Consider the following 23,584-nt stretch of genomic DNA (forward strand, 5'->3'; position numbering starts at 1 on the left):
TGGGCCTCGCTATTTGATCCTGGAGTTTGCCATGAGTGCCCATCATCACGATGCCGCCCCGAGCGAGAACGAACTTGAACGCCTGCTGAAGCTGGCGGTGACGGAGCCGGCCCACCGCCCGGCGTTCTTCCGTGAACTGCTCGAGGCCACGGTGCTGATCCTCGGCGACAGCGAACAGGTGCAGCAGGACGGCGACATCACGCTGAACGCGGATACGCCGGTCAATATCCAGCATTGGGAAAAGCAGGACGGCGGCAGCATCATTCCGTTCTTCACTTCGCTGGAAGCACTGCAGAAGGCCGTTGAGGACGAACAGCCGTTCATCGCCATGCCGGCGCGGGTGCTGTTTGAAATCACCCAGGGCGCGGATCTGTTCCTCAACCCGAAGGCGGAGTACGGCAAAGAGTTCTATCCGGAAGAGGTGGCGATGCTGTTGGCGACCGGCGGCGTCGTCAAACCGGTGGAGCATTACGTCGATAAAGAGACCCAAATCCTGCTGGGGCAGCCCGAGGAGTACCCGTCGGCGATGGTGGATGCGTTGACCACGCTGTTCAGCCAGCGCAAACCGGTGCGCCGCGCGTTCCTGGCGCTGATGCACGACCAGGTGGCGGACGAGAAGCCGAATCTGCTGATCGGGCTGGAAGTGGACGCCGAGCCGGCGGAGATCGAGGCGTTGATCAACGAGGCCGGCAGCGTCGCCAGCGAAACGGCGCCAAACGACGAACCGGTGGATTTCTGCCTGGTGTCGGAGAACGAGCGCGGCATCAGCCACTATCTGATCGCCCATACGCAGCCATTTTACCAGCGCCGCTGGGGCAGCTGGCTGCGCAATTTGATCCCGTCTACCGACAAGACCCAGTAGCGCCGCCGCGTGGTCGAAAATGCCCCATGAAGATCATATTTTTTTAATGAAATGTTGATTTTCCCGTAGGCAAGCGTTAACGGCGCACATATAATCTGCGCCACTTGAGAAGGCCGGCAACATTGCAGACCGGCCTGTTTTGGAAGTCATACAGAGGCCATCATGACCGTAGAACGTACCTTTTCCATCGTTAAACCAAACGCTGTAGCCAACAACGACATCGGCGCTATCTACGCGCGTTTCGAGCGCGCCGGTTTCAAAATCATCGCCGCTAAAATGCTGCGTCTGACTCGCGAACAAGCTGAAGGCTTCTACGCTGAGCACAAAGGCCGTCCATTCTTCGACGGTCTGGTTGAGTTCATGACCTCTGGCCCAATCATGGTGCAGGTTCTGGAATCTGAAAACGCCGTGCAGCGCAACCGCGACATCATGGGCGCAACCAACCCGGACAACGCACTGGCCGGCACCCTGCGCGCCGACTACGCGGACAGCTTCACCGCTAACGCCGTTCACGGTTCCGACTCCGTTGAATCCGCACAGCGCGAAATCGCTTACTTCTTCAACGAAAGCGAAATCTGCGCACGTTAATCGCGTGTTTCTGAGCTGATAGCCAGGCATTCACCGGCTGAAACAATAAAAATGCCCTGAATGCCTTTCAGCCATAGAAACCCGCTACTAAAATTTGTACAATGCCGCGCCCCTGATAAGACGACTTGTCAGGGGCGTGTTTTTAGTGCCGCCACCCGAATCTCGCGGGCTGAAATGCACAACTTACTGTCCATTCTTTAGCGCCATAACGTGTAATAACGAGGCCAGAGATCATTATGTTAGAACCCATCACGTCCGAGCACACCGTGTCTGAAAATAATTCGCTGACTACCCCCTCCGTTAACGTGGAGCAACCGGCTGCGGCCAAAATCAACCTGCTGGATCTGAACCGCCAGCAAATGCGCGAGTTCTTCGCCGAAATGGGCGAGAAGCCGTTCCGCGCCGATCAGGTGATGAAGTGGATTTACCACTACTGCTGCGACGATTTCGAGCAGATGACCGACATCAACAAAGTCCTGCGCGGCAAGCTGCAGCGCGTGGCGGAAATCCGCGCGCCGGAAGTGGCGGAAGAACAGCGTTCGGCCGACGGCACCATCAAGTGGGCGATTAAAGTCGGCGATCAGCAGGTTGAAACCGTGTACATCCCGGAAGCCGACCGCGCGACGCTGTGCGTCTCCTCGCAGGTAGGCTGCGCGCTGGAGTGCAAATTCTGTTCGACGGCGCAGCAGGGCTTCAACCGCAACCTGCGCGTGTCGGAAATCATTGGCCAGGTGTGGCGCGCGGCGAAAATCATCGGCGCGCTGAAGGTGACCGGCCAACGTCCGATCACCAACGTGGTGATGATGGGCATGGGCGAGCCGCTGCTCAACCTGAACAACGTGGTGCCGGCGATGGAAATCATGCTGGACGACTTCGGCTTTGGCCTGTCCAAACGCCGCGTGACCCTGTCTACTTCTGGCGTAGTGCCAGCGCTGGACAAGCTGGGCGACATGATCGACGTGGCGCTGGCGATCTCGCTGCACGCGCCGAACGACACCATCCGCGATGAGATCGTGCCGATCAACCGCAAATACAACATCGAGACCTTCCTGTCCGCAGTGCGTCGCTATCTGGAGAAATCCAACGCCAACCAGGGCCGCGTGACCGTCGAGTACGTGATGTTGGATCATATCAACGACAGCACCGACGATGCGCATCAGCTGGCGGAAGTGCTGAAAGACACGCCGTGCAAGATTAACCTGATCCCATGGAACCCGTTCCCGGGCGCCCCCTACGGCCGCAGCTCCAACAGCCGGGTGGATCGTTTCTCCAAGGTGTTGATGGAATACGGCTTTACGACTATTGTTCGTAAAACCCGTGGTGACGATATCGACGCCGCCTGCGGGCAACTGGCGGGTGAAGTGATCGACCGTACCAAGCGTACCCTGAAGAAGAAAATGGCCGGGGAACCTATCAACGTACGGGCGGTCTGAATCCTATAGCACCATTTTTTGTTATCTAACAGCCTGTTATGCGCAAGCATGTCGCTGGCGGGCGTTAGCTGACGGCCGATAAGGAAATGAATGCGGGCATGAAGCTGAAACTGTGGGGTATGTGGCTGGCGGCCGGGTTGTTGGCCGGGTGTTCCGGTTCAGCGCCGGAAAAGGAAGCACAAGTCTCTGAGGCGGGCCAGACGCGGTTGCAACTGGGCCTGGAGTACCTGCAGCAAGGCGACATGGACGCCGCGCGCCAGAACCTGGAAAAGGCGCTGGACGCGGCCCCGCAGGATTATCGCACGCAGTTGGGCATGGCGCTCTACGCGCAGCGGAACGGTGAAAACACCGAGGCCGAACAGCGTTATCGGCAAGCGCTCAAACTTGCGCCGGGCAATGGCACCGTATTGAATAATTACGGTGCGTTTCTTTGCGGTTTAGGGCAGTATGTACCGGCGCAACAGCAGTTTAGCGCTGCGGCGCTGGTGCCCGATTATGGTCAGGTCGCCGACAGCCTGGAAAACGCAGGTTACTGTTTTCTCAAGGCCGGACAAAACGATGAGGCGCGCACGCTGTTGAGCCGCGCGCTAAAAGTCGATCCGGACAAAGGCACTCCGCTGTTGGCGGAGGCCGAAAAGCAATTTGGAGAAGGGAAGCGCGCCCAGTCGCAACTTTTATTGGATGTTTATCAGCATGTTCTGCCGGCCAGCGCCAGCAGCTTATGGTTACAGATTCGTTTCGCCGCGTCAGCCGGCCGCCAGGATAGCGTTCAACGCTATGGCAAGCAGCTAGCGCGAAGTTTTCCACAATCCAAACAGTACCAGCAGTTCTTAGCTAATGAATACTGAAGCCTCCCAAGATAAAACCGTATCCATGACGACGGGCCAGCGCCTGCGTCAGGCCCGTGAGCAACTCGGGCTGAGCCAACAGACCGTTGCAGAACGCCTGTGTCTCAAAATGTCCACCGTGCGCGATATCGAGGAAGACAGCGTGTCTGCTGACCTCGCGTCCACCTTCGTGCGCGGCTACATCCGTTCCTACGCCAAGCTGGTGCATCTGCCGGAAGACGAACTGCTGCCGATGCTGGCCAAGCAGGCGCCGTTGAAGATGGCGAAAGTGGCGCCGATGCAAAGCTTCTCGCTGGGCAAGCGCCGCAAGAAACGCGACGGCTGGCTGATGAGCTTCACCTGGCTTATCGTGTTCGTGGTGATCGGCCTGACCGGCGCCTGGTGGTGGCAAAACCACAAGGCGCAGCAGGAAGAGATCGCCACCATGGCCGATCAATCCTCGGCGCAGCTTTCACAGAATAACGAAGGGCAGTCCGTGCCGCTGACCGACGGCAATGCCGACGCCGGCACCAACGTGCCGTTGACCGACAACAGTGCCGCGCCGGCTGATACCGGCGCAGCGGCTCAGACGCCTGCGGCGACCGCCCAGGCGCCGAGCGCGGCCCAGCAGCAGCCTGCCGTGGTGTCGCCAAGCCAGACAACCCTGCCGGAAACCGCGCCGGCGGCACAAGCGCCGTTGCCGACCGCCGATGCGGGCGTGGCTGCGCCGGCGGCCGATCCGAACGCGCTGGTGATGGATTTCTCCGCCGACTGCTGGCTGCAGGTGACCGACGCGAGCGGTAAAACGCTGTTCAGCGGCACCCAGAAGCAAGGTGGCAAGCTGAACCTGACCGGCACTGCGCCGTATAAACTGACCATCGGCGCGCCGGCGGCAGTTCAGATCCAGTATCAGGGTAAACCGGTTGATTTAAGCCGGTTCGTTAAGTCAAACCGTGTTGCTCGCCTGACCGTCGCCGCGCAGTAATCGCGCGGCTGGTCGTGATGTCAGAGCAGCAATGGAGAGTAAGTAATGCATAACCAAGCGCCCATCAACCGTCGAAAATCTACACGCATTTACGTCGGCAAGGTGCCTATTGGTGATGGCGCGCCGATTGCCGTGCAGTCGATGACCAACACCCGTACCACCGATGTTGAAGCAACGGTTAATCAGATCAAAGCGCTGGAGCGCGTGGGCGTCGACATCGTCCGCGTTTCGGTTCCTACCATGGACGCCGCCGAGGCGTTCAAACTGATCAAGCAGCAGGTCAACGTGCCGCTGGTCGCCGATATCCACTTCGATTATCGCATCGCGCTGCAGGTTGCCGAATATGGCGTAGACTGCCTGCGCATCAACCCGGGCAACATCGGCAACGAATCGCGCATTCGCTCGGTGGTGGACTGCGCCCGCGACAAGAACATCCCGATTCGCATCGGCGTCAACGGCGGCTCGCTGGAGAAAGACCTGCAGGAAAAGTACGGCGAACCTACGCCGGAAGCGCTGTTGGAATCCGCCATGCGCCACGTGGACATCCTCGATCGTCTCAACTTCGACCAGTTCAAGGTCAGCGTCAAGGCGTCGGACGTGTTCCTGGCGGTGCAATCCTACCGCTTGCTGGCGTCGCGCATCGATCAGCCGCTGCATCTGGGCATCACCGAAGCCGGCGGCGCGCGCAGCGGGTCGGTCAAATCGGCCATCGGCCTGGGCATGCTGCTGTCTGAAGGCATCGGCGATACCCTGCGCATCTCGCTGGCGGCGGATCCGGTTGAAGAAGTGAAGGTCGGTTTCGACATTCTGAAGTCGCTGCGCATCCGCGCGCGCGGCATCAACTTCATCGCCTGTCCGACCTGTTCGCGTCAGGAGTTCGATGTGATTGGCACGGTGAACGCGCTGGAGCAGCGCCTGGAAGACATCATCACGCCGATGGACGTCTCGATCATCGGTTGCGTGGTGAACGGCCCGGGCGAAGCGCTGGTGTCCACCATGGGCGTGACCGGCGGCCACAAGAAGAGCGGCTTCTATGAAGACGGCGTGCGCCAGAAAGAGCGTTTCGACAACGAACAGATGATCGACCAGCTGGAAGCGAAAATTCGCGCCAAGGCCGCGATGATGGACGAAAGCAACCGCATCACGGTCAACCTGCTGGAAAAATAAGCGTTATCGCTACACGGCGGGCCAGTTGGCCCGCTTGTTTATGAGCCTGAAGGGCAGAAAACCGCATCCGCGTTGAATACCGGGCGGCAAAGTCCCTATAATCGGGTTCATTTTTACAGACAACGGACAGAGAACTCACGTGGCAAAGAACATTCAAGCCATTCGCGGCATGAACGACTACCTGCCGGAAGAAACGGCATTATGGCAGCGTATTGAAGGCACCCTCAAGCAGGTGCTGGGCGGCTACGGTTACAGCGAAATCCGGTTGCCGATTGTAGAGCAGACCCCGTTATTCAAACGCGCGATCGGCGAAGTGACCGACGTCGTGGAAAAAGAGATGTATACCTTCGAAGACCGCAACGGCGAAAGCCTGACGCTGCGTCCGGAAGGGACGGCCGGCTGCGTGCGCGCCGGCATCGAACATGGTCTGCTGTACAATCAGGAACAGCGTCTGTGGTACATCGGCCCGATGTTCCGCTACGAGCGCCCGCAGAAGGGCCGCTATCGCCAGTTCCATCAGCTGGGCGCAGAAGTGTTCGGCCTGCAAGGCCCGGATATCGACGCCGAGTTGATCCTGCTGACCGCCCGCTGGTGGAAAGCGCTGGGCATCGCCGAGCACGTCAAGCTGGAGCTGAACTCCATCGGTTCGCTGGAGGCGCGCGCCAACTACCGCGACGCGCTGGTGGCGTTCCTGGAGCAGCACGTCGAGGTGCTGGACGAAGACTGCAAACGCCGCATGTACAGCAACCCGCTGCGCGTGCTGGACTCCAAGAATTCTGAGGTGCAGGCGCTGTTGAACGACGCGCCGCGCCTGTCCGAGTACCTGGATGAAGAATCCCGTGCTCACTTCGCCGGTCTGTGTGAACTTTTGGCGCAGGCAGGTATCCCATATACCGTTAACGAGCGCCTGGTGCGCGGTCTGGATTACTACAACCGCACCGTGTTTGAGTGGGTGACCACCAGCCTGGGCGCGCAGGGCACCGTCTGCGCGGGCGGCCGTTACGACGGCCTGGTCGAGCAATTGGGCGGCCGCGCCACCCCGGCGGTCGGTTTCGCCATGGGCCTCGAGCGTCTGGTGTTGCTGGTGCAGGCGGTCAACCCGGAATTCAAGGCGCCGTCGGCTATCGACGTGTACGTCATCTCTTCCGGCGCGGGCACCCAGAGCGCGGCGATGCAGCTGGCTGAACAGGTGCGCGACGCGGCGCCGCAGCTGAAGCTGATGACCAATTACGGCGGCGGCAACTTCAAGAAGCAGATCACCCGTGCGGACAAATGGGGCGCGCGCATCGCGCTGATCCTGGGTGAGAGCGAAGTGGCGGCGCAGCAGGTGGTGGTGAAAGACCTGCGCAGTGGTGAACAAGAAACGCTGGCGCAAAGCGAAGTCGCGGCGCGTCTGGCTTTGATGTTAGGTTAAGGAGAAGGACACCGTGGAAGTCTATACCACTGAAAACGAACAAGTCGACGCACTGCGTCGGTTCTTTGCCGAGAACGGCAAAGCGCTGGCGGTGGGCGTGGTGCTCGGAATTGGTGCCCTGGTTGGCTGGCGTTACTGGCAGAGCCATGAAAACTCCAACATGATGGCGGCATCGCAATCCTATCAGGAAGCCAGCGATCGTCTGGCGGCCGGCAAGCCGGATGACGTGGCTGCCGCAGAGAAATTTGTCCAGGCTAACGGCAACAGCTACGGCGTACTGGCCGCGCTGCAGTTGGCCAAGCACTTTGTCGAACAGAATGATTTCGCCAAGGCGGAACAGCAGCTGGTGCTGGCGCAGGGCCAGACCAAAGACGACAACCTGTTGGCGATGATCGACCTGCGTCTGGCGCGCGTCCAGCTGCAGGAGAAAAAGCTGGATGAAGCGCTGAAAACGCTGGATGGCGTGAAAGGCGAAGGCTGGGCGGCGATGATGCAGGATGTGCGCGGCGATGTATTGCTGGCCAAGGGCGACGCCAAGGGCGCGCGCGAAGCTTACAGCAAAGGCATTGAGTCCAATGCTTCTCCGGCGCTGCAGGTTCTGCTGCGCATGAAATTGAATAACTTGTCCAGCTAAGGGGAATTCCCATGCAATTGCGTAAAACACTCTTGGTCGGACTGGTTTCCGCTGCCTTGCTGAGTGGTTGCTCGCTGTTTAACAGCGAAGAAGACGTGGTTACCATGTCGCCGTTGCCGAAAGTTGAAAATCAGTTCACGCCGAGCAAGGCGTGGAGTACCTCGGTGGGCGACGGCATCGGTGAGTATTACTCCCACCTGCGTCCGGCCTATCAGGACAGCACCATTTACGCCGCCGATCGCTTCGGCATCGTGAAAGCGATGGACGCCGACAGCGGCAACGAGAAGTGGAAGGTCAACCTCTCCGAGAAGACCGGCTTCTTCTCCAGCAACCTGTCTGCGCTGCTGTCGGGCGGCCTGACGGTTGCGGGCGACAAGGTTTATGTCGGCAGCGAAAAAGCGGTGGTTTACGCATTGAACACCGCCGACGGCGCCATCGCCTGGCAGACCAAAGTGGCCGGCGAAGCGATTTCACGTCCGGTTATCAGCGACGGCATGGTGTTGGTGCACACCTCCAACGGCATGCTGCAGGCGCTGAACGAAGCCGACGGCGCGGTGAAGTGGACGGTTAACCTGGACATGCCTTCGCTGTCGCTGCGCGGTGAATCCGCGCCGGCCGTCGCCTTTGGCGCCGCCATCGTCGGCGGTGACAACGGCCGCGTCAGCGCCGTGCTGATGCAGCAGGGCCAACTGATCTGGCAACAGCGCATTTCTCAGCCGAGCGGCGCGACCGAAATCGATCGCCTGAACGACGTGGACACCACGCCGGTAATCGTTGACGGCGTGGTCTACGCGCTGGGTTACAACGGCAACCTGACGGCGCTGGATCTGCGTTCCGGTCAGATCATCTGGAAACGCGAGCTGGGTTCGGTGAATGATTTCATCGTCGACGCGGGCCGCATCTACCTGATCGACCAGAACGATCGCGTGGTGGCGCTCAGCACCGAAGGCGGCGTGACCGTGTGGACGCAGAGCGATCTGCTGCACCGCAACCTGACGCCGCCGGTGATGTATAATGGTTATCTGGTGACCGGTGACGCCGAAGGCTATCTGCACTGGGTCAACACCACCGATGGCCGTTTTGTCGCCCAGCAGGAAGTGGACAGCTCCGGCTTCCTGTCTGCGCCGATGGTGGCCGGCGACAAGCTGGTCATCCAGGCTCGCGGCGGGAAAGTTTACGCTTTCACCCGCTAACGCCGCTCGTCGTGATCCTTCTTGCGCCCGAAAGATTTCGGGTTGCAGCCAGGCGGCAAGCGCATGAGTCCTCGGGAGCTTAGTGAGCTAAGTGACCGAGGCGAAGGTGCGCAGACAACGCCGCTGTGGCGCGAAAGATGAAGGGGAAAACGGCTCCTGAATGTTCAGGGGCCGTTTCGTATTTTATAAGCTGCACCGCTGGTGTCTATCCACAGTGCAGTAACGCATTGATTATTAAGTAATGAGGCTTCAACAATGATACCTGTCGTCGCGCTGGTCGGGCGCCCGAATGTGGGTAAATCCACCTTGTTCAACCGTTTAACCCATACGCGTGATGCGCTGGTGGCGGATTTCCCGGGGCTGACGCGTGACCGCAAGTATGGTCGTGCTGAAATCGAAGGCAATGAATTCATCATCGTCGATACCGGCGGTATCGACGGCACCGAAGACGGCGTCGAAACGCGCATGGCCGGTCAGTCGCTGCTGGCGATCGAAGAAGCGGACATCGTGCTGTTCATGGTCGACGCCCGCGCCGGCCTGATGCCGGCGGATCAGGGCATCGCCCAGCACCTGCGCAGCCGCCAAAAGGCGACCTTCCTGGTGGCCAACAAGACCGACGGCCTGGACCCGGACACCGCCACCGCCGATTTCTACTCGCTCGGCCTGGGTGAAGTGTTCGCTATCGCCGCTTCTCACGGCCGTGGCGTGACCCAGCTGATTGAACACGTGCTGGTGCCGTTCGTGCCGGAAAAACCGGAAGACGTCGAGCTGACCGAGGAAGAGGCCAATGCCGCTTACTGGGCCGAGCAAAACGGTGAAACGCTGGAAGGCGAAGAAGACGAAGAGCCGGAAGAAGAGTTCAACCCGCAGGACCTGCCGATCAAGCTGGCGATCGTCGGCCGCCCGAACGTTGGTAAGTCTACGCTGACTAACCGCATCCTCGGCGAGGAGCGCGTGGTGGTGTATGACATGCCGGGCACCACCCGCGACAGCATCTACATTCCGATGGTGCGCGACGAACGCGAGTATGTGCTGATCGACACCGCCGGGGTGCGTAAACGCGGCAAGGTGACCGAAACCGTCGAGAAGTTCTCGGTGATCAAGACCCTGCAGGCGATTGAAGACGCCAACGTGGTGCTGCTGGTGATCGACGCGCGTGAAGGCATCTCCGATCAGGATCTCTCGCTGCTCGGCTTTATCCTCAATAGTGGGCGCTCACTGGTGATTGCGGTCAACAAGTGGGACGGCATGAGCGAAGAAGATCGCGAGCACGTGAAAGAGATGCTCGACCTGCGTCTGGGCTTCGTCGACTTCGCGCGCGTGCACTTCATTTCCGCGCTGCACGGCAGCGGCGTCGGCAACCTGTTCGAATCGGTGCAGGAAGCCTACGAGTGCGCAACCCGTCGCGTAAACACCTCGATGCTGACCAAAATCATGCAGATGGCGGTTGACGATCACCAGCCGCCGTTGGTGCGCGGCCGCCGCGTGAAGCTGAAATACGCCCACGCCGGTGGTTACAACCCGCCGATCGTGGTGATCCACGGCAACCAGGTCAGCGATCTGGCCGATTCCTACAAGCGCTATTTGATGAACTACTTCCGCCGCTCGCTGAACGTGATGGGGACGCCGATCCGCATCCAGTTCAAAGAGGGGGACAACCCGTTCGCCGGCAAACGCAACCTGCTGACGCCGACCCAGATGCGTAAGCGCAAGCGCTTGATGAGCCACCTGAAAAAGAGCAAGTAATTGCTCATGAGGGGCGCGGCAGTGATGCCGCGCCCCTTTTTTATTGGCCCGAAATCGTTTTATTATCTGAAGATTACCTCGCCTGTCTGAAGGAACACCATGTCCTGGGAAACCTGGAGTTTTGCGTTCAACGTCACCGTGCCGAATCTGCTGATGATGCTGCTGGGGATCCTGCTGCGCCATTGGCGCCTGATGGATGACCGCTTTGTCGACGGCGCGACCCGCCTGGTGTTCAATCTGGCGCTGCCGTGCCTGCTGTTTTTCAGCATCGCCACCAACCACCCGCAGCTGCTCGGCAACCTGCCGCTGGTGCTGTTCGGCGCGGTCGGCACGCTGGCGACCTTCCTGCTCTTGGAGCTGGCGGCCAAGTGGCTGGTGAAAGAACCGCGTGAGCGCGGGGTGTTCGTGCAGGGCGGTTTCCGCGCCAATACCGCCATCGTCGGCCTGGCCTACGCCATGACCGCCTATGGCAGCGAAGGCATTGCGCTCGCCTCGCTGTACCTGACAGTGACGGTGATCCTGTTCAACATACTGTCGGTTATCACCCTCACGCGCAGCCTGCAGGGTGGGCAGGGCAAGAAAATCAGCCACCTGTCGCTGCTGCGGAGCATCGTTACCAACCCGCTGATCATCGGCCTGGTGTGCGGGCTGCTGTATGCGCAAACCGGGCTGGGCATCCCGACCGTGATCCGCCAGACCGGCAGCTATATCTCCGCGCTGTCGCTGCCGCTGGCACTGCTGTGCACCGGCGCCAGCCTGGATTTTCGCGCCATGTTCCGCTCGTCCAACGTGGCGGCGCTGTCGTCGGCGGCCAAGCTGTTTCTGGTGCCGTTCCTGATGACGCTGGCCGGCTGGCTGTGCGGGTTTCAGGGTGCGGCGCTGGGCATTATCTTCCTGTTTTCCGCCACGCCGACCGCTTCGGGCAGTTATGTGATGACGCGCGCCATGGGCGGCAACGCCACGCTGGCGGCCAACATTATCGCCATCACCACCGTCGGTTCGTTCTTCACCACCGCGTTGGGCATCTATTTCTTGCGCTCATGGGGTGCGATTTAATCTGGAGTCGTTATGGAAGCGCACTGTCCGCACTGCCGTCAGACCATGAAGTGGGTAGCGGGTCATTACCATTGTGAAGCCTGCCTCTGCGATTATCGGCAGCTGGCGAGCTGCCCGGAGTGCGGGCAGCCGCTGCAAGAATTGAAAGCCTGCGGGGCGGTGGATTACCTGTGCCAGAACGGGCACGGGCTGATCTCCAAAAAACGGGTGAATTTCAGCTATCAGCCGCTGTAAGCCCTCACTCATCCACCTGGCCGGTTTTCCACAAATCCACCAGCGCCTGCGGCGCGCTGCTTTCCGGGATTAACAGCACGATCTCGGTGCTCAGGGTGGGGCTGGTGTAGTTGATCTGTACGCGGTAGTAGCGCTGGTCGCCGCAGCCGGGGGAGTTGGGTTGGCCCTCTTCCTGGGCGTACGGCAGCGTCTGATTCAGCAACTGATTCAGGCGCTGCCGCTGCTCCGGCGTGATATCGGCCAGCGCAATGCGGCGCTGGCCCGCCAGTTTGGGAATGTAGGCGAAGCCTCCCTCGCGCGCCAGCTCAATGACCGTATCCTGATTGAGCGTCGGCAGCGGTTTCATTATTCCACCCCCACCTGATGCCAGGCCTGTTGCACCTTGTCCGCCACGCTTTGATCGAAACGCGCTAGCGCATGTTTCACCGTGGCGCGGGCGAAGGTGGCGAAGTCGGCGTTTTGCGGCAGCGCTTTGTCGCACACCGTGTCATACCAGACGTAGCCTGCTTTTTCCCAGGCGAAGCCGCCCAGCGCGGTTGCCGCCAGGTAGAACGCGCGGTTGGGAATGCCGGAGTTGAGGTGTACGCCGCCGTTGTCTTCCTTGGTCTGGATATAATCCTTCATGCTGGCGGGCTGCGGGTCTTTGCCCAGCAGCGGGTCGTCGTAGGCGGTGCCGGGTGCCGACATCGAGCGCAGCCCTTGGCCTTTGATGCCCTTGGCGAGCAGCCCGGCGCCGATCAGCCAGTCGGCTTTATCCGCGGTTTGCTGCAGGTGGAACTGCTTGACCAACGAGCCGAATACGTCGGACAGCGACTCATTGAGCGCGCCGGACTGCTGGTAGTAGATCAGCCCAGCCTCGCTCTCGGTCACGCCGTGCGCCAGCTCGTGGCCGACCACGTCGATGGCGATGGTGAAACGGTTGAAGATCTCGCCGTCGCCGTCGCCGAACACCATCTGCTGGCCGTTCCAGAAAGCGTTCTGGTACTCCTTGCCGTAGTGCACGCTGCCGACCAGCGGCAGCCCTTTATTATCCAGCGAATTGCGCCGGTAGGCCTGCCAGAAGAAATCGTAGGTGACGCCGAGATAGTCGTAGGCCTCGTCCACCGCCACGTCGTGGTTGCTGGGCTGCCCCTCCTTGCGCACCTGTTTGCCGGGCAGTTGGGTGCCGTTCTGGGCGTCGTAGATATCGCGGAGCGCTTCGCCGGCTCGGGCGTTTTTCTCGGTCGGTGAACGCAGCGGCTTGTTGCCGAGTAGGCTTTGCACGTGGTTCAGGGTGTGCAGCGCGCAGTCGCGCTGCGGGGCGTTACCGTGTTCAATGATGCGGCGCAGCATGTAGGGAGGAATGACGGAACGCATGCGCTGGGCTGGCATAGTGGCTCTCCTTAGGCAAAAAATTTACCTCATCGAATGAATGCACTGAGCCTAAGTGTAGCCTACTCGTCATAAAGCCTGTGGTCATGCGTGCTCACCGCCGGCGCGGTCTTGTGCGGGCTGATGCGCCGCACCGAGGCGCGTACCGCCAGCCGGCCGTGCAGCAACAGATTGCACGGCGGCGCGTCGGCGCGCAGCATGCGCCGCTGCAGCAGCTGGATCGCTTCGTAGCCCAGTTCGTCGCGCGGCACCTGCACCGAGGTCAGCGGCACGTCGTGGATTTCCGCCAGATTGAAGCCATCGGTGCTCATCACCGATACGTCGCCCGGTACGCTCAGCCCCCGCTTGTTGAGCGCCTTGACCGCCCCGACCGCCATGTAGTCGCCGCCGGCCAGGATCGCCGTCGGCAGCGGGGAGTGGCCGTGGATGCCATCGAGATAGGTGGTCAGCGCCTGCTCGGCCTCTTCACTGCCGAAGCCGGAGGTGGTGACCAGATGGCTGCCATCGTCGAACGGCAAATGATGCCGGGCGTAGGCCTGCCGGATGCCCGCCAGCCGCAGCTCCATGGTGTGGCGGCGCAGACACTGCAGATTGAGGATATGGCTATGCCCCTGCTGAAACAGGTAGCGGGCGGAATAGTCGCCGATCAGCTGATGATCCGGCGAGACGCTGTCCAGCCGCATCTGCCGATCGCTGCAGTTGATCAGCACGCAGGGCTTGTGCAGATCGGCCGCCAGGGTATGGATGTGTTCGTCGTCGATGCCGATGATCAGCGCCGCTTCGGTGTGCGGATCGCTCATTTTTTCCAGAAACAGCGCGCCGTCGCTGTGCTGCTCTTCCAGGCCGCAGTAACGGATGCGCACCTCGTGCTGCATCAGTGCGGCGGTGATGCCCTGAATGACCTTGTAGTAGAAGATATCTGTGCGCACGTCGAACGCGCGCTGCGGTGCGAACACCATCACGTTGTTCAACATCAGTCGGCCGCTGGAAATGCCCTGTAGAATGCCGTTTTGCTGCGCACAGTCCAGCACCTTGCGGCGCGCTTCGGCGCTGGTGTTGGCCTTGCCCGCCAGCACGCGGGAAACGGTGCTGATCGACAGCCCGGTTTGGCGGGCGATCTCCTGGATTTTCAGCTTTCCGTTCATTTTGTGATCTCCTTCAAATTCGTCCATGAGAATATTTTCACTACGGCTTTTCAGCACTTTGACTGGATCCTGCGGCCATTATGGCTATTTTTTCACCCACCTGTGAAAATATTTGCAAAAAACCCCGTTTCGCTGCGCGCTCTCGCTGAGTAGTCTGCATTGGTACACCAATTTTAATGACTTGTCAGTCCAATTTTAACGGTGTGCGAAAAAGAAAACAAAAAATAAATCATGGGGTTGTGATTGTCTGTCGGTCAATGCTACGGCGCCGGCCTGGTTTCACCGCCCCGTGTTTGATGGCACAACGTACCCTACCAAAACGCACGCGCCGTAGCCGGCGGCTGCGGGGAGAGAACCGATGAGTGTGGAGATCAATCAGGCGGTCGCGCAGAGCGGCCGGCGCAAGTTCAAATCGCTGCGCTGGTGGATGCTGGCGCTGTTCTTGCTGGGCGTCACGGTCAACTACATCACCCGCAACTCGCTGGGCATTCTGGCGCCGGAGCTGAAAACCAGCTTGAACATGAGCACCGAGCAATATGCCTGGGTGGTGGCGTCGTTCCAGCTGGCCTACACGGTGTTTCAGCCGATCTGCGGCTGGCTGATCGACGTTATCGGCCTGAAAATGGGCTTTCTGATCTGCGCCGGCATTTGGGCGGTGGTATGCATGCTGCACGCCGGCGCCGGCAGCTGGCTGCAACTGGCCATTCTGCGCTTCTTCATGGGGGGGGCGGAGGCGGCGGCCACCCCGGCCAACGCCAAGGCGATCTCCGATTGGTTCCCGAAGAAGGAGCGGCCGATCGCTGCCGGCTGGGCGGGCGTCGGTTTCTCCATCGGCGCCATGCTGGCCCCGCCGATCATCGTCATCGCTCACGTCTCCTTCGGCTGGCAAGGCGCCTTCCTGTTCTCCGGCGGGCTGGCGCTGATCTGGGTGGTGCTGTGGTGGTTGTTCTACCACTCGCCGCAGCAGCACCCGAACCTCAGCCAGCAAGAGCTGGATCTGATCCGCGAAGACAACGAACCGGTACTGCCGAAGCTGCCGTTCCTCACCTCGCTGGCCAGCCTGTGCAAGAACAAGAAATTCTACGGCATCGCCATCCCGGCCTTTCTCGCCGAGCCGGCCTGGGCGGTCTTCAGCTTCTGGGTGCCGCTGTACCTGGCCACCGAACGCGGTATGGATCTGAAACAGATCGCGATGTTTGCCTGGCTGCCGTTCCTGGCGGCGGATATCGGCAGCGTCGCCAGCGGCTATCTCACCACCCTGTACCGCAAATGGTTCGGCTGCAGCCGCGTTAACTCGGTGGTCGCCAGCTCGGTGACCGGCGCTTTCCTGATGGTGTCGCTGGCGTTTGTCGCGATCACCCAGGATCCCTATGTGGCGATCGCGCTGATCTCGATCGGCGGCTTCGGCCATCAGGTGATCTCCTGCATGCTCAGCGCGCTGGTGGTGGAGTCGTTCGATAAAAACCAGATGGCGACGGTGAACGGCATGCGCGGCTCCAGCGCCTGGATCGCCAGCTTCCTGTTTACGCTCCTGATCGGCGCAGTGTCCGACACCCTCGGCTTCAACCCGCTGTTCATCGCCATGGGTTTCTTCGACCTGATCGGCGCCCTGTTCCTGATTGCCCTGATCGCCGAACGCGGCGGTAAGAAAACACCTTCACACAGCTAAGTGGAATGCTTATGAAAACCTTGAAAAACTGGACGTTGGCGGCGCAGCATGCCGACCACGTTGAGCTGCTGGTCGATGAACGCCACCGTTTCTGCCTGTACGTGCTGGAAAACGATCTGTTCCGCGTGTTGATCAAACGTGAGGGCGAGCTGGCGCTGGATCGCACCTGGAGCATCGCGCCGCAGGAGGATGTGCCCTGGGAGGGGCGCGATCGGCTCAGCGTCGCCGGCTTCAGCCTGCCGGGCTATCAGCTGCGCCAGGAGGGCGATCGGCTGTTGGTCAGCACGCCGCGTCTGCGCGTAACGGTGCATCAGCCGCTGTGGCTGGAATGGGCGTACTGCAACGCCGCCGGCGAGTGGCGGCCGCTGGCGGCGGACCGGCCGACCAGCGCCTACCTGCTCAATGCGCACGGCGACGGCGTGGCGCACTACCAGCGCCGTTTCGCCGATGAGCGCTATTACGGCCTGGGGGAAAAAGCCGGCGATCTGGAACGCACCGGCCGCCGCTTCGAGATGCGCAATCTGGACGCGATGGGCTATAACGCCGCCAGCACCGACCCGCTGTACAAACACATTCCGTTTACCATCACCCGCGGGCCGGAGGCGAGCTTCGGCCTGTTCTACGACAACCTGAGCAGCTGCTGGCTGGATCTGGGCAACGAGATCGACAACTACCACGCGGCCTATCGCCGCTATCAGGCCGAAGCGGGCGATCTGGATTACTACCTGTTCCTCGGGCCGAAGGTAGTGGACGTCACCAAGGCCTTCGTGCGCCTGACCGGCCGCACCCACTTCGGGCCGAAGTGGAGCCTGGGCTACAGCGGCTCGACCATGCACTACACCGACGCGCCGGATGCCCAGCAGCAGCTGCAGCAGTTCATCGCGCTGTGCCGTCAACACGCCATTCCCTGCGACTCCTTCCAGCTGTCGTCGGGCTACACCTCGATCAACAACAAGCGCTACGTGTTCAACTGGAATTACGACAAGGTGCCGCAGCCCAAGCAATTGAGCCAGGCGTTTCACGACGCCGGTCTCAGGCTGGCGGCCAACATCAAGCCGTGCCTGCTGCAGGATCACCCGCAGTATCAGGCGGTGGCGGCGCAGGGGCTGTTTATCCGCGATTCGCAAAGCGACGCACCCGAGCGCTCCAGCTTCTGGGACGATGAGGGATCGCACCTCGACTTCACCAACCCGGCGGCGGTGCGCTGGTGGCAGCAGGGTGTCACGCAGCAGCTGCTGGAGATGGGCATCGATTCGACCTGGAACGACAACAACGAGTACGAAGTGTGGGACGGCGAAGCGCGCTGCCACGGCTTCGGGCGGCCGATCGCCATCAAGCACATCCGCCCGGTGATGCCGCTGCTGATGATGCGCGCCTCGATGGAGGCCCAGCAGCGCTTCGCGCCGCAGAAGCGGCCGTACCTGATCTCGCGCTCCGGCTGCGCCGGCATGCAGCGCTACGTGCAGACCTGGAGCGGCGACAACCGCACCAGCTGGCAGACGTTGCGCTACAACATCCGCATGGGGCTGGGCATGAGCCTGTCCGGGCTGTATAACCTCGGCCACGACGTCGGCGGCTTCTCCGGCGACAAACCGGACGCGGAACTGCTGGTGCGCTGGGTGCAAAACGGCGTGATGCATCCGCGTTTCACTATCCACTCCTGGAACGACGACGCCACGGTCAACGAACCCTGGATGTACCCGGCCGCCACCCCGGCGGTGCGTGAGGCGATCAACCTGCGTTATCGGCTGCTGCCGTATTTCTACACCCTGCTGTGGCAGGCCTGCGCGGACGACGAGCCGATGCTGCGCCCGACCTTCCTCGACCATGAACAGGATGCGCGCGCCTTTGGCGAGAACGACGATTTTCTGATCGGCCGCGATCTGCTGGTGGCCAGCGTGGTGGAACCGGGGCAGCGCCGGCGTTCGGTGTATCTGCCGGACAACGGCGAAGGCTGGTACTGCTTCTACAGCGGCCAGTGGTTCGGCGGCGGCCAGACGGTAACGCTGGCGGCGCCGCTGGAGCGTCTGCCGCTGCTGGTGCGCGCCGGGGCGGCGCTGCCGCTGTCGCAGCGGCTGGCGCATGTGGACGTGGCCGCCGACGATCGGCGCGAGCTGCGGCTGTTTCCGCTCAAGGGCTGCGGCGCAAGCAGTGGGTTGTTGTTTGAGGACGACGGTGAAAGCGACGGCTGGCGTCAGGGCGATGCGCTGTGGCTGCGTTGGGAAATGCGCTGCGACAATCAGCGCATCATGCTGGATATCACGACGGAAGGGCGTTTCCGCCCGGCCTGGCGCACGTTGGCGCTCAGCCTGCCGGAAGGCGAAACGCGCGCGCTGTGGGTGAACGGCGAACCGAGCGAGCGTTTTACGCTGGAGTAGGAGGGTTACTCGGCCGCGCGCTTCTTGCGCGGCTTTTTGGCGACGGTGATGGTTTTCACCTCGCTTTCCACCCAGCCATCCTGCAGGCGGGTTTTCAGCAGTTCGCCGACCTGCGCCTGCTTGGTGGTTTTCAGCAGCTCGCCGCCCGGGGTTTGCGTCACGCTGTAGCCGCGCGCCAGCGTCGCCAGCGGGCTGACGGTCTCCAACTGGCTGCAGGCCACGCCGAAGCGCTGGCGGTAGGCGTTGAGCTGGCGCTCCATCGCCTGCTGCAGACGGTATTCCTGCTGCTGCACGCGCTGTTGGTAGCGGTGAATGCGGCCTTGTGGCTGCACCTGTGCCAGCCGCTGCTGGGCGCGTTCGCTGCGGCGGGCGGCCAGGCGCAGCTGTTGCTGCATGCCGTCTTCCATCCGGCGCTGCAGCTTGAACAGCAGCGTCTGCTGGCGCGCCAGGCGCAGATGCGGATGCTGCTGCTGTAAACGGTGGTGAATGCGGGTGAACTGCTGCTGGCGCTGCGCCAGGTAGTAATCCATCGCCATCTCCAGCCGCTGCTGCTGCGACTGCAGCTGGCGCAACAGCTCAAGCTGATTGCGGCTGACCAGTTCGGCGGCGGCGGAAGGGGTCGGCGCGCGCAGATCGGCGACGAAGTCGGCGATGGTGACGTCGGTTTCATGGCCGACGGCGCTGACGATCGGAATGCGGCTGGCGAAGATCGCCCGCGCCACGCGTTCGTCGTTGAAGCTCCACAGATCTTCCAGCGAACCGCCGCCGCGGCCGACGATCAGCACATCGCATTCATCGCGGCGGTTGGCGGCCTCGATGGCGCGCACGATCTGCATCGGCGCTTCCGCGCCCTGCACCGAGGTGGGGTAGATGACGATCGGCAGCGACGGATCGCGCCGCTGCAATACCTGCAGAATATCGTGCAGCGCCGCGCCGCTGGCGGAGGTGATCACCCCGACGCGTTTGGCCGGGGCGGGCAGCGGCTGCTTGAACTGCTGATCGAACAGCCCTTCGGCGCTCAGGCGCTGTTTCAGCTGCTCGAACTGTTGCTGCAGCAGGCCGTCGCCGGCGGGCTGCATGCTCTCGGCGATCAGCTGGTAGTCGCCGCGCGGTTCATACAGCGTGATGCTGGCGCGCACCAAGACCTGCTGGCCGTTTTGCGGCCGGAAGGTGACGCGGCGATTGCTGTTGCGGAACATCGCGCAGCGTACCTGGGCGCGGTCGTCTTTCAGGGTGAAATACCAGTGGCCGGAGGCGGGCTGGGAGAGGTTGGAGATCTCGGCGGAGAGCCAAATCTGCCCCATTTCCATTTCCAGCAGTTGGCGAACCGTCTGATTCAGGCGGCTTACGGTAAAAATGGAAGGCGAAACAGGTAGCGACATGTGACCCAGATCAAATTTCAAAACAATCACTTAATTGGTCGATACTACATGGCTGAAAAAGGTAATCAAGACTTTTTGTAAGAAAGTGCTGGAGGCAACCGATTCCGCTCTGTATAATGCCGCGGCAATATTTTATCTTTTTCACAGCCCACCCTGGTGAGATATTGCCCATGCTACGTATCGCTAAAGAAGCTCTGACGTTTGACGACGTCCTCCTGGTTCCAGCCCACTCCACGGTTCTGCCTAACACCGCAGAGCTCGGCACTCAACTGACCAAAACCATCCGCCTGAACATCCCTATGCTGTCCGCAGCCATGGATACCGTGACCGAATCCGGCCTGGCCATCGCGCTGGCGCAGGAAGGCGGCCTGGGCTTCATCCACAAAAACATGTCCATCGAGCGCCAGGCTGAAGAAGTCAGCCGCGTGAAGAAGCATGAAAGCGGCGTAGTTACCGACCCGCAGACCGTTACCCCGTCCACCACGCTGCAGGAAGTGAAAGAGCTGACCGCGCGCAACGGCTTCGCCGGTTACCCGGTCGTTACCGAAGACAACGAGCTGGTCGGCATCATCACCGGCCGTGACGTGCGCTTCGTGACCGATCTGTCTCAGCCGGTGACTGCGGTGATGACGCCGAAAGATCGCCTGGTCACCGTGAAAGAAGGTGAAGCGCGTGACGTGGTGCTGCAGAAGATGCACGAAAAGCGCGTAGAAAAAGCGCTGGTGGTGGACGACAGCTTCCACCTGCTGGGCATGATCACCGTTAAAGACTTCCAGAAAGCGGAACGTAAGCCGAACGCCTGTAAAGACGAGCACGGCCGTCTGCGCGTGGGCGCGGCGGTCGGCGCCGGCGCCGGCAACGAAGAGCGCGTTGACGCGCTGGTGGCGGCAGGCGTTGACGTCCTGCTGATCGACTCCTCGCATGGCCACTCCGAAGGCGTGTTGCAGCGCATCCGCGAAACTCGCGCCAAATACCCGGATCTGCAGATCGTCGGCGGCAACGTCGCGACCGCAGCGGGCGCCAAAGCGCTGGCTGAAGCCGGCGTGAGCGCGGTGAAAGTGGGTATCGGCCCTGGCTCCATCTGCACCACCCGCATCGTGACCGGCGTGGGCGTACCGCAGATCACCGCCATCGCCGACGCGGTGGAAGCGCTGGAAGGCACCGGCATTCCGGTTATCGCCGACGGCGGCATCCGCTTCTCCGGCGACATCGCCAAAGCGATCGCCGCGGGCGCATCCTGCGTGATGGTCGGCTCTATGCTGGCGGGCACCGAAGAATCCCCGGGCGAAATCGAGCTGTATCAGGGCCGTTCGTTCAAATCTTACCGCGGCATGGGCTCGCTGGGCGCGATGTCCAAAGGTTCTTCCGACCGTTACTTCCAGACCGATAACGCCGCCGACAAACTGGTGCCGGAAGGTATCGAAGGCCGCGTCGCCTATAAAGGCATGCTGAAAGCCATCGTGCACCAGCAGATGGGCGGCCTGCGCTCCTGCATGGGCCTGACCGGCTGCGCCACCATCGACGATCTGCGCACCAAGGCGGAGTTCGTGCGCATCAGTGGCGCCGGCATTCAGGAAAGCCACGTGCACGACGTGACCATCACCAAAGAGTCGCCGAACTACCGCATGGGCTGATGCCTTAACCTCTCCTGAGTGAGAGGCCGGGGTGGGGCGCCAAGCCCCATCCCGAAACACACATTTTCGCTCTTTTTCTCTTGTTGCTGGAATTCGCCTCACATGACACAAAATATCCATAAGCATCGCATCCTGATACTGGACTTCGGTTCGCAATACACTCAACTGGTCGCCCGCCGCGTGCGCGAAATCGGCGTTTACTGCGAACTGTGGGCCTGGGACGTTAGCGAAGCGCAGATCCGCGAATTCAACCCAAGCGGCATCATCCTGTCCGGCGGCCCGGAAAGCACCACCGAAGCCGGCAGCCCGCGCGCCCCTGACTACGTGTTCAACGCCGGCGTGCCGGTGCTGGGCGTGTGCTACGGCATGCAGACCATGGCGATGCAGCTGGGTGGCCATGTGCAGGGTTCCAACGAACGCGAGTTCGGCTACGCGCAGGTGGAAATCGTCAAAGAGAGCGCGCTGCTGCGCGACATCGAAGACGCCATCAGCCCGGCCGGCAAACCGCTGCTGGACGTGTGGATGAGCCACGGCGACAAAGTGACCGCAATCCCGTCCGACTTCGTGACCATCGCCAGCACCGATACCTGCCCGTTCGCTATTATGGCCAACGAAGAAAAACGCTTCTACGGCGTGCAGTTCCACCCGGAAGTGACCCACACCCGTCAGGGCCAGCGCATGCTGGAGCGCTTCGTACTGGACATCTGCCAGTGTGAAGCCCTGTGGACCCCGGCCACCATCATCGAAGATGCGGTCGAGCGCATCCGCGAGCAGGTGGGTGAAGACCACGTGATCCTCGGCCTGTCCGGCGGCGTCGACTCCTCCGTGACCGCGATGCTGCTGCACCGCGCCATCGGCAAACGCCTGACCTGCGTGTTCGTCGACAACGGCCTGCTGCGCCTGAACGAAGCCAAGCAGGTGATGGAAATGTTCGGCGACCACTTCGGCCTGAACATCGTGCACGTTGAGGCGGAAAACCGCTTCCTGACCGCACTGGCGGGCGTGGACGAGCCGGAAGCCAAGCGTAAAATCATCGGCCGCGTGTTCGTTGAAGTGTTCGACGAAGAAGCCTGCAAGCAAGAGCAGGTGAAATGGCTGGCACAGGGCACCATCTACCCGGACGTGATCGAATCCGCCGCTTCCGCCACCGGCAAAGCGCACGTGATCAAGTCGCACCACAACGTGGGCGGCCTGCCGAAAGAGATGAAGCTGGGCCTTGTCGAGCCGCTGAAAGAGCTGTTCAAAGACGAAGTGCGCAAGATCGGCCTGGAGCTGGGCCTGCCGTACGACATGCTGTTCCGTCACCCGTTCCCGGGCCCGGGTCTGGGCGTGCGCGTGCTGGGCGAAGTGAAGAAAGAGTACTGCGATCTGCTGCGCCGCGCCGACGCCATCTTCATCGAAGAGCTGCACAAAGCCGATCTGTACAACAAAGTCAGCCAAGCGTTCACCGTGTTCCTGCCGGTGCGTTCGGTCGGCGTGATGGGCGACGGCCGCAAATACGACTGGGTGGTCTCACTGCGTGCGGTAGAAACCATCGACTTCATGACCGCGCACTGGGCGCACCTGCCGTATGACTTCCTCGGCCGCGTCTCCAACCGCATCATCAACGAAGTGGACGGCATTTCCCGCGTGGTGTACGACATCAGCGGCAAGCCGCCGGCGACGATCGAGTGGGAGTGATCCCGCGTCCGGCACAGACTGGCACCAAGAAGCATTAAAACACCCCTAAGCCCGCGTAATTGCGGGCTTTTTTCGTTCTTGGCGTAGCACTGTCTGGCAAATTTTCGCATCGCCAAGCACACCGTTTCTATGGCATGGTAGATGGTACGATTTGAACCTGATGCCATGTTCGGCACTCGATACCAT

20 protein-coding genes are annotated in these 23,584 nt (G+C 61.3%); 16 read left to right on the forward strand and 4 right to left on the reverse strand.

Annotated features, from left to right (window positions below):
- The first annotated feature begins 31 nt into the window (after window positions 1-31).
- The 12 genes from sseB (at window position 32) to ACJ8IL_RS14865 (ending at window position 12,139) form a co-directional block, all read left to right on the forward strand.
- The gene (gene sseB, locus ACJ8IL_RS14810) at window positions 32-862 is read left to right on the forward strand and encodes an enhanced serine sensitivity protein SseB (RefSeq protein ID WP_049204939.1); all 831 of its coding nucleotides are present in this window, start codon (window positions 32-34) and stop codon (window positions 860-862) included.
- A gap of 162 nt (window positions 863-1,024) precedes the next feature.
- On the forward strand, window positions 1,025-1,450 hold the full coding sequence (gene ndk / locus ACJ8IL_RS14815; protein ID WP_004941424.1) for a nucleoside-diphosphate kinase: 426 nt from the start codon (window positions 1,025-1,027) through the stop codon (window positions 1,448-1,450).
- 236 nt (window positions 1,451-1,686) lie between these two features.
- Window positions 1,687-2,883 carry a bifunctional tRNA (adenosine(37)-C2)-methyltransferase TrmG/ribosomal RNA large subunit methyltransferase RlmN gene (locus ACJ8IL_RS14820; protein WP_004941426.1) on the forward strand — a complete coding sequence of 399 codons (1,197 nt, stop codon included), beginning with the start codon at window positions 1,687-1,689 and terminating at the stop codon, window positions 2,881-2,883.
- 98 nt (window positions 2,884-2,981) lie between these two features.
- Entirely contained in the window at window positions 2,982-3,731 is a 750-nt protein-coding gene (pilW, locus tag ACJ8IL_RS14825) for a type IV pilus biogenesis/stability protein PilW (protein WP_142591384.1), read from the forward strand.
- Window positions 3,721-4,695, forward strand: a complete 975-nt coding sequence (gene rodZ / locus ACJ8IL_RS14830; protein ID WP_049204899.1) for a cytoskeleton protein RodZ — start codon at window positions 3,721-3,723, stop codon at window positions 4,693-4,695. Before pilW ends, rodZ begins: the two co-directional genes overlap by 11 nt.
- A 45-nt stretch (window positions 4,696-4,740) precedes the next feature.
- Entirely contained in the window at window positions 4,741-5,862 is a 1,122-nt protein-coding gene (gene ispG, locus ACJ8IL_RS14835) for a flavodoxin-dependent (E)-4-hydroxy-3-methylbut-2-enyl-diphosphate synthase (protein WP_016929756.1), read from the forward strand.
- A 139-nt stretch (window positions 5,863-6,001) separates the two neighbouring features.
- Window positions 6,002-7,276, forward strand: a complete 1,275-nt coding sequence (gene hisS, locus ACJ8IL_RS14840) for a histidine--tRNA ligase (RefSeq protein WP_442516630.1) — start codon at window positions 6,002-6,004, stop codon at window positions 7,274-7,276.
- Between the two features lie 13 nt (window positions 7,277-7,289).
- Window positions 7,290-7,910, forward strand: coding sequence for a YfgM family protein (locus ACJ8IL_RS14845; protein ID WP_442516631.1), 621 nt, complete (start codon window positions 7,290-7,292; stop codon window positions 7,908-7,910).
- Between the two features lie 11 nt (window positions 7,911-7,921).
- On the forward strand, window positions 7,922-9,103 hold the full coding sequence (bamB, locus tag ACJ8IL_RS14850; RefSeq protein WP_025303907.1) for an outer membrane protein assembly factor BamB: 1,182 nt from the start codon (window positions 7,922-7,924) through the stop codon (window positions 9,101-9,103).
- A 255-nt stretch (window positions 9,104-9,358) separates the two neighbouring features.
- Entirely contained in the window at window positions 9,359-10,849 is a 1,491-nt protein-coding gene (gene der / locus ACJ8IL_RS14855) for a ribosome biogenesis GTPase Der (protein ID WP_019452357.1), read from the forward strand.
- A 99-nt stretch (window positions 10,850-10,948) separates the two neighbouring features.
- Window positions 10,949-11,905 carry an AEC family transporter gene (locus ACJ8IL_RS14860; RefSeq protein ID WP_025303906.1) on the forward strand — a complete coding sequence of 319 codons (957 nt, stop codon included), beginning with the start codon at window positions 10,949-10,951 and terminating at the stop codon, window positions 11,903-11,905.
- 12 nt (window positions 11,906-11,917) lie between these two features.
- Window positions 11,918-12,139, forward strand: coding sequence for a zinc ribbon domain-containing protein (locus ACJ8IL_RS14865; protein WP_025303905.1), 222 nt, complete (start codon window positions 11,918-11,920; stop codon window positions 12,137-12,139).
- A gap of 4 nt (window positions 12,140-12,143) precedes the next feature.
- Here the strand turns inward: ACJ8IL_RS14865 and ACJ8IL_RS14870 are convergent, their stop codons facing one another.
- From ACJ8IL_RS14870 to ACJ8IL_RS14880, 3 genes are all read right to left on the reverse strand, one after another.
- Entirely contained in the window at window positions 12,144-12,485 is a 342-nt protein-coding gene (locus tag ACJ8IL_RS14870) for a protealysin inhibitor emfourin (RefSeq protein WP_016929750.1), read from the reverse strand.
- Window positions 12,485-13,510, reverse strand: coding sequence for a M4 family metallopeptidase (locus ACJ8IL_RS14875; RefSeq protein WP_049296118.1), 1,026 nt, complete (start codon window positions 13,508-13,510; stop codon window positions 12,485-12,487). The genes ACJ8IL_RS14870 and ACJ8IL_RS14875 overlap by 1 nt, the downstream gene beginning before the upstream one ends.
- A gap of 62 nt (window positions 13,511-13,572) precedes the next feature.
- Window positions 13,573-14,655, reverse strand: a complete 1,083-nt coding sequence (locus ACJ8IL_RS14880) for a LacI family DNA-binding transcriptional regulator (RefSeq protein ID WP_442516632.1) — start codon at window positions 14,653-14,655, stop codon at window positions 13,573-13,575.
- 358 nt (window positions 14,656-15,013) lie between these two features.
- Between ACJ8IL_RS14880 and ACJ8IL_RS14885 the strand changes: the two genes are divergently transcribed.
- On the forward strand, window positions 15,014-16,324 hold the full coding sequence (locus tag ACJ8IL_RS14885) for an MFS transporter (protein WP_099816858.1): 1,311 nt from the start codon (window positions 15,014-15,016) through the stop codon (window positions 16,322-16,324).
- A gap of 11 nt (window positions 16,325-16,335) precedes the next feature.
- On the forward strand, window positions 16,336-18,702 hold the full coding sequence (locus ACJ8IL_RS14890; RefSeq protein ID WP_442516633.1) for a TIM-barrel domain-containing protein: 2,367 nt from the start codon (window positions 16,336-16,338) through the stop codon (window positions 18,700-18,702).
- Between the two features lie 5 nt (window positions 18,703-18,707).
- Here the strand turns inward: ACJ8IL_RS14890 and xseA are convergent, their stop codons facing one another.
- Window positions 18,708-20,084, reverse strand: coding sequence for an exodeoxyribonuclease VII large subunit (gene xseA, locus ACJ8IL_RS14895; RefSeq protein WP_308381454.1), 1,377 nt, complete (start codon window positions 20,082-20,084; stop codon window positions 18,708-18,710).
- A gap of 170 nt (window positions 20,085-20,254) precedes the next feature.
- Here xseA and guaB point away from each other — a divergent pair, with 170 nt between their 5' ends.
- Window positions 20,255-21,718 carry an IMP dehydrogenase gene (gene guaB / locus ACJ8IL_RS14900; RefSeq protein ID WP_038629838.1) on the forward strand — a complete coding sequence of 488 codons (1,464 nt, stop codon included), beginning with the start codon at window positions 20,255-20,257 and terminating at the stop codon, window positions 21,716-21,718.
- A 102-nt stretch (window positions 21,719-21,820) separates the two neighbouring features.
- Window positions 21,821-23,398 carry a glutamine-hydrolyzing GMP synthase gene (gene guaA, locus ACJ8IL_RS14905; protein WP_043138057.1) on the forward strand — a complete coding sequence of 526 codons (1,578 nt, stop codon included), beginning with the start codon at window positions 21,821-21,823 and terminating at the stop codon, window positions 23,396-23,398.
- Window positions 23,399-23,584 lie beyond the last annotated feature (186 nt).

The organism is Serratia sp. CY47444, assembly GCF_052168635.1.
GTDB classification, from domain to species: Bacteria; Pseudomonadota; Gammaproteobacteria; order Enterobacterales; family Enterobacteriaceae; genus Serratia; species Serratia bockelmannii.

Excerpts from the sequence above, each read along its gene's own strand:
- sseB (WP_049204939.1), top strand. The coding sequence starts at position 32 with ATGAGTGCCCATCATCACGATGCCGCCCCGAGCGAGAACGAACTTGAA.
- ndk (WP_004941424.1), top strand. The coding sequence starts at position 1,025 with ATGACCGTAGAACGTACCTTTTCCATCGTTAAACCAAACGCTGTAGCC.
- ACJ8IL_RS14820 (WP_004941426.1), top strand. The coding sequence starts at position 1,687 with ATGTTAGAACCCATCACGTCCGAGCACACCGTGTCTGAAAATAATTCG.
- pilW (WP_142591384.1), top strand. The coding sequence starts at position 2,982 with ATGAAGCTGAAACTGTGGGGTATGTGGCTGGCGGCCGGGTTGTTGGCC.
- rodZ (WP_049204899.1), top strand. The coding sequence starts at position 3,721 with ATGAATACTGAAGCCTCCCAAGATAAAACCGTATCCATGACGACGGGC.
- ispG (WP_016929756.1), top strand. The coding sequence starts at position 4,741 with ATGCATAACCAAGCGCCCATCAACCGTCGAAAATCTACACGCATTTAC.
- bamB (WP_025303907.1), top strand. The coding sequence starts at position 7,922 with ATGCAATTGCGTAAAACACTCTTGGTCGGACTGGTTTCCGCTGCCTTG.
- der (WP_019452357.1), top strand. The coding sequence starts at position 9,359 with ATGATACCTGTCGTCGCGCTGGTCGGGCGCCCGAATGTGGGTAAATCC.
- ACJ8IL_RS14860 (WP_025303906.1), top strand. The coding sequence starts at position 10,949 with ATGTCCTGGGAAACCTGGAGTTTTGCGTTCAACGTCACCGTGCCGAAT.
- ACJ8IL_RS14865 (WP_025303905.1), top strand. The coding sequence starts at position 11,918 with ATGGAAGCGCACTGTCCGCACTGCCGTCAGACCATGAAGTGGGTAGCG.
- ACJ8IL_RS14870 (WP_016929750.1), bottom strand. The coding sequence starts at position 12,485 with ATGAAACCGCTGCCGACGCTCAATCAGGATACGGTCATTGAGCTGGCG.
- ACJ8IL_RS14875 (WP_049296118.1), bottom strand. The coding sequence starts at position 13,510 with ATGCCAGCCCAGCGCATGCGTTCCGTCATTCCTCCCTACATGCTGCGC.
- ACJ8IL_RS14880 (WP_442516632.1), bottom strand. The coding sequence starts at position 14,655 with ATGAACGGAAAGCTGAAAATCCAGGAGATCGCCCGCCAAACCGGGCTG.
- ACJ8IL_RS14885 (WP_099816858.1), top strand. The coding sequence starts at position 15,014 with ATGAGTGTGGAGATCAATCAGGCGGTCGCGCAGAGCGGCCGGCGCAAG.
- ACJ8IL_RS14890 (WP_442516633.1), top strand. The coding sequence starts at position 16,336 with ATGAAAACCTTGAAAAACTGGACGTTGGCGGCGCAGCATGCCGACCAC.
- xseA (WP_308381454.1), bottom strand. The coding sequence starts at position 20,084 with ATGTCGCTACCTGTTTCGCCTTCCATTTTTACCGTAAGCCGCCTGAAT.
- guaB (WP_038629838.1), top strand. The coding sequence starts at position 20,255 with ATGCTACGTATCGCTAAAGAAGCTCTGACGTTTGACGACGTCCTCCTG.
- guaA (WP_043138057.1), top strand. The coding sequence starts at position 21,821 with ATGACACAAAATATCCATAAGCATCGCATCCTGATACTGGACTTCGGT.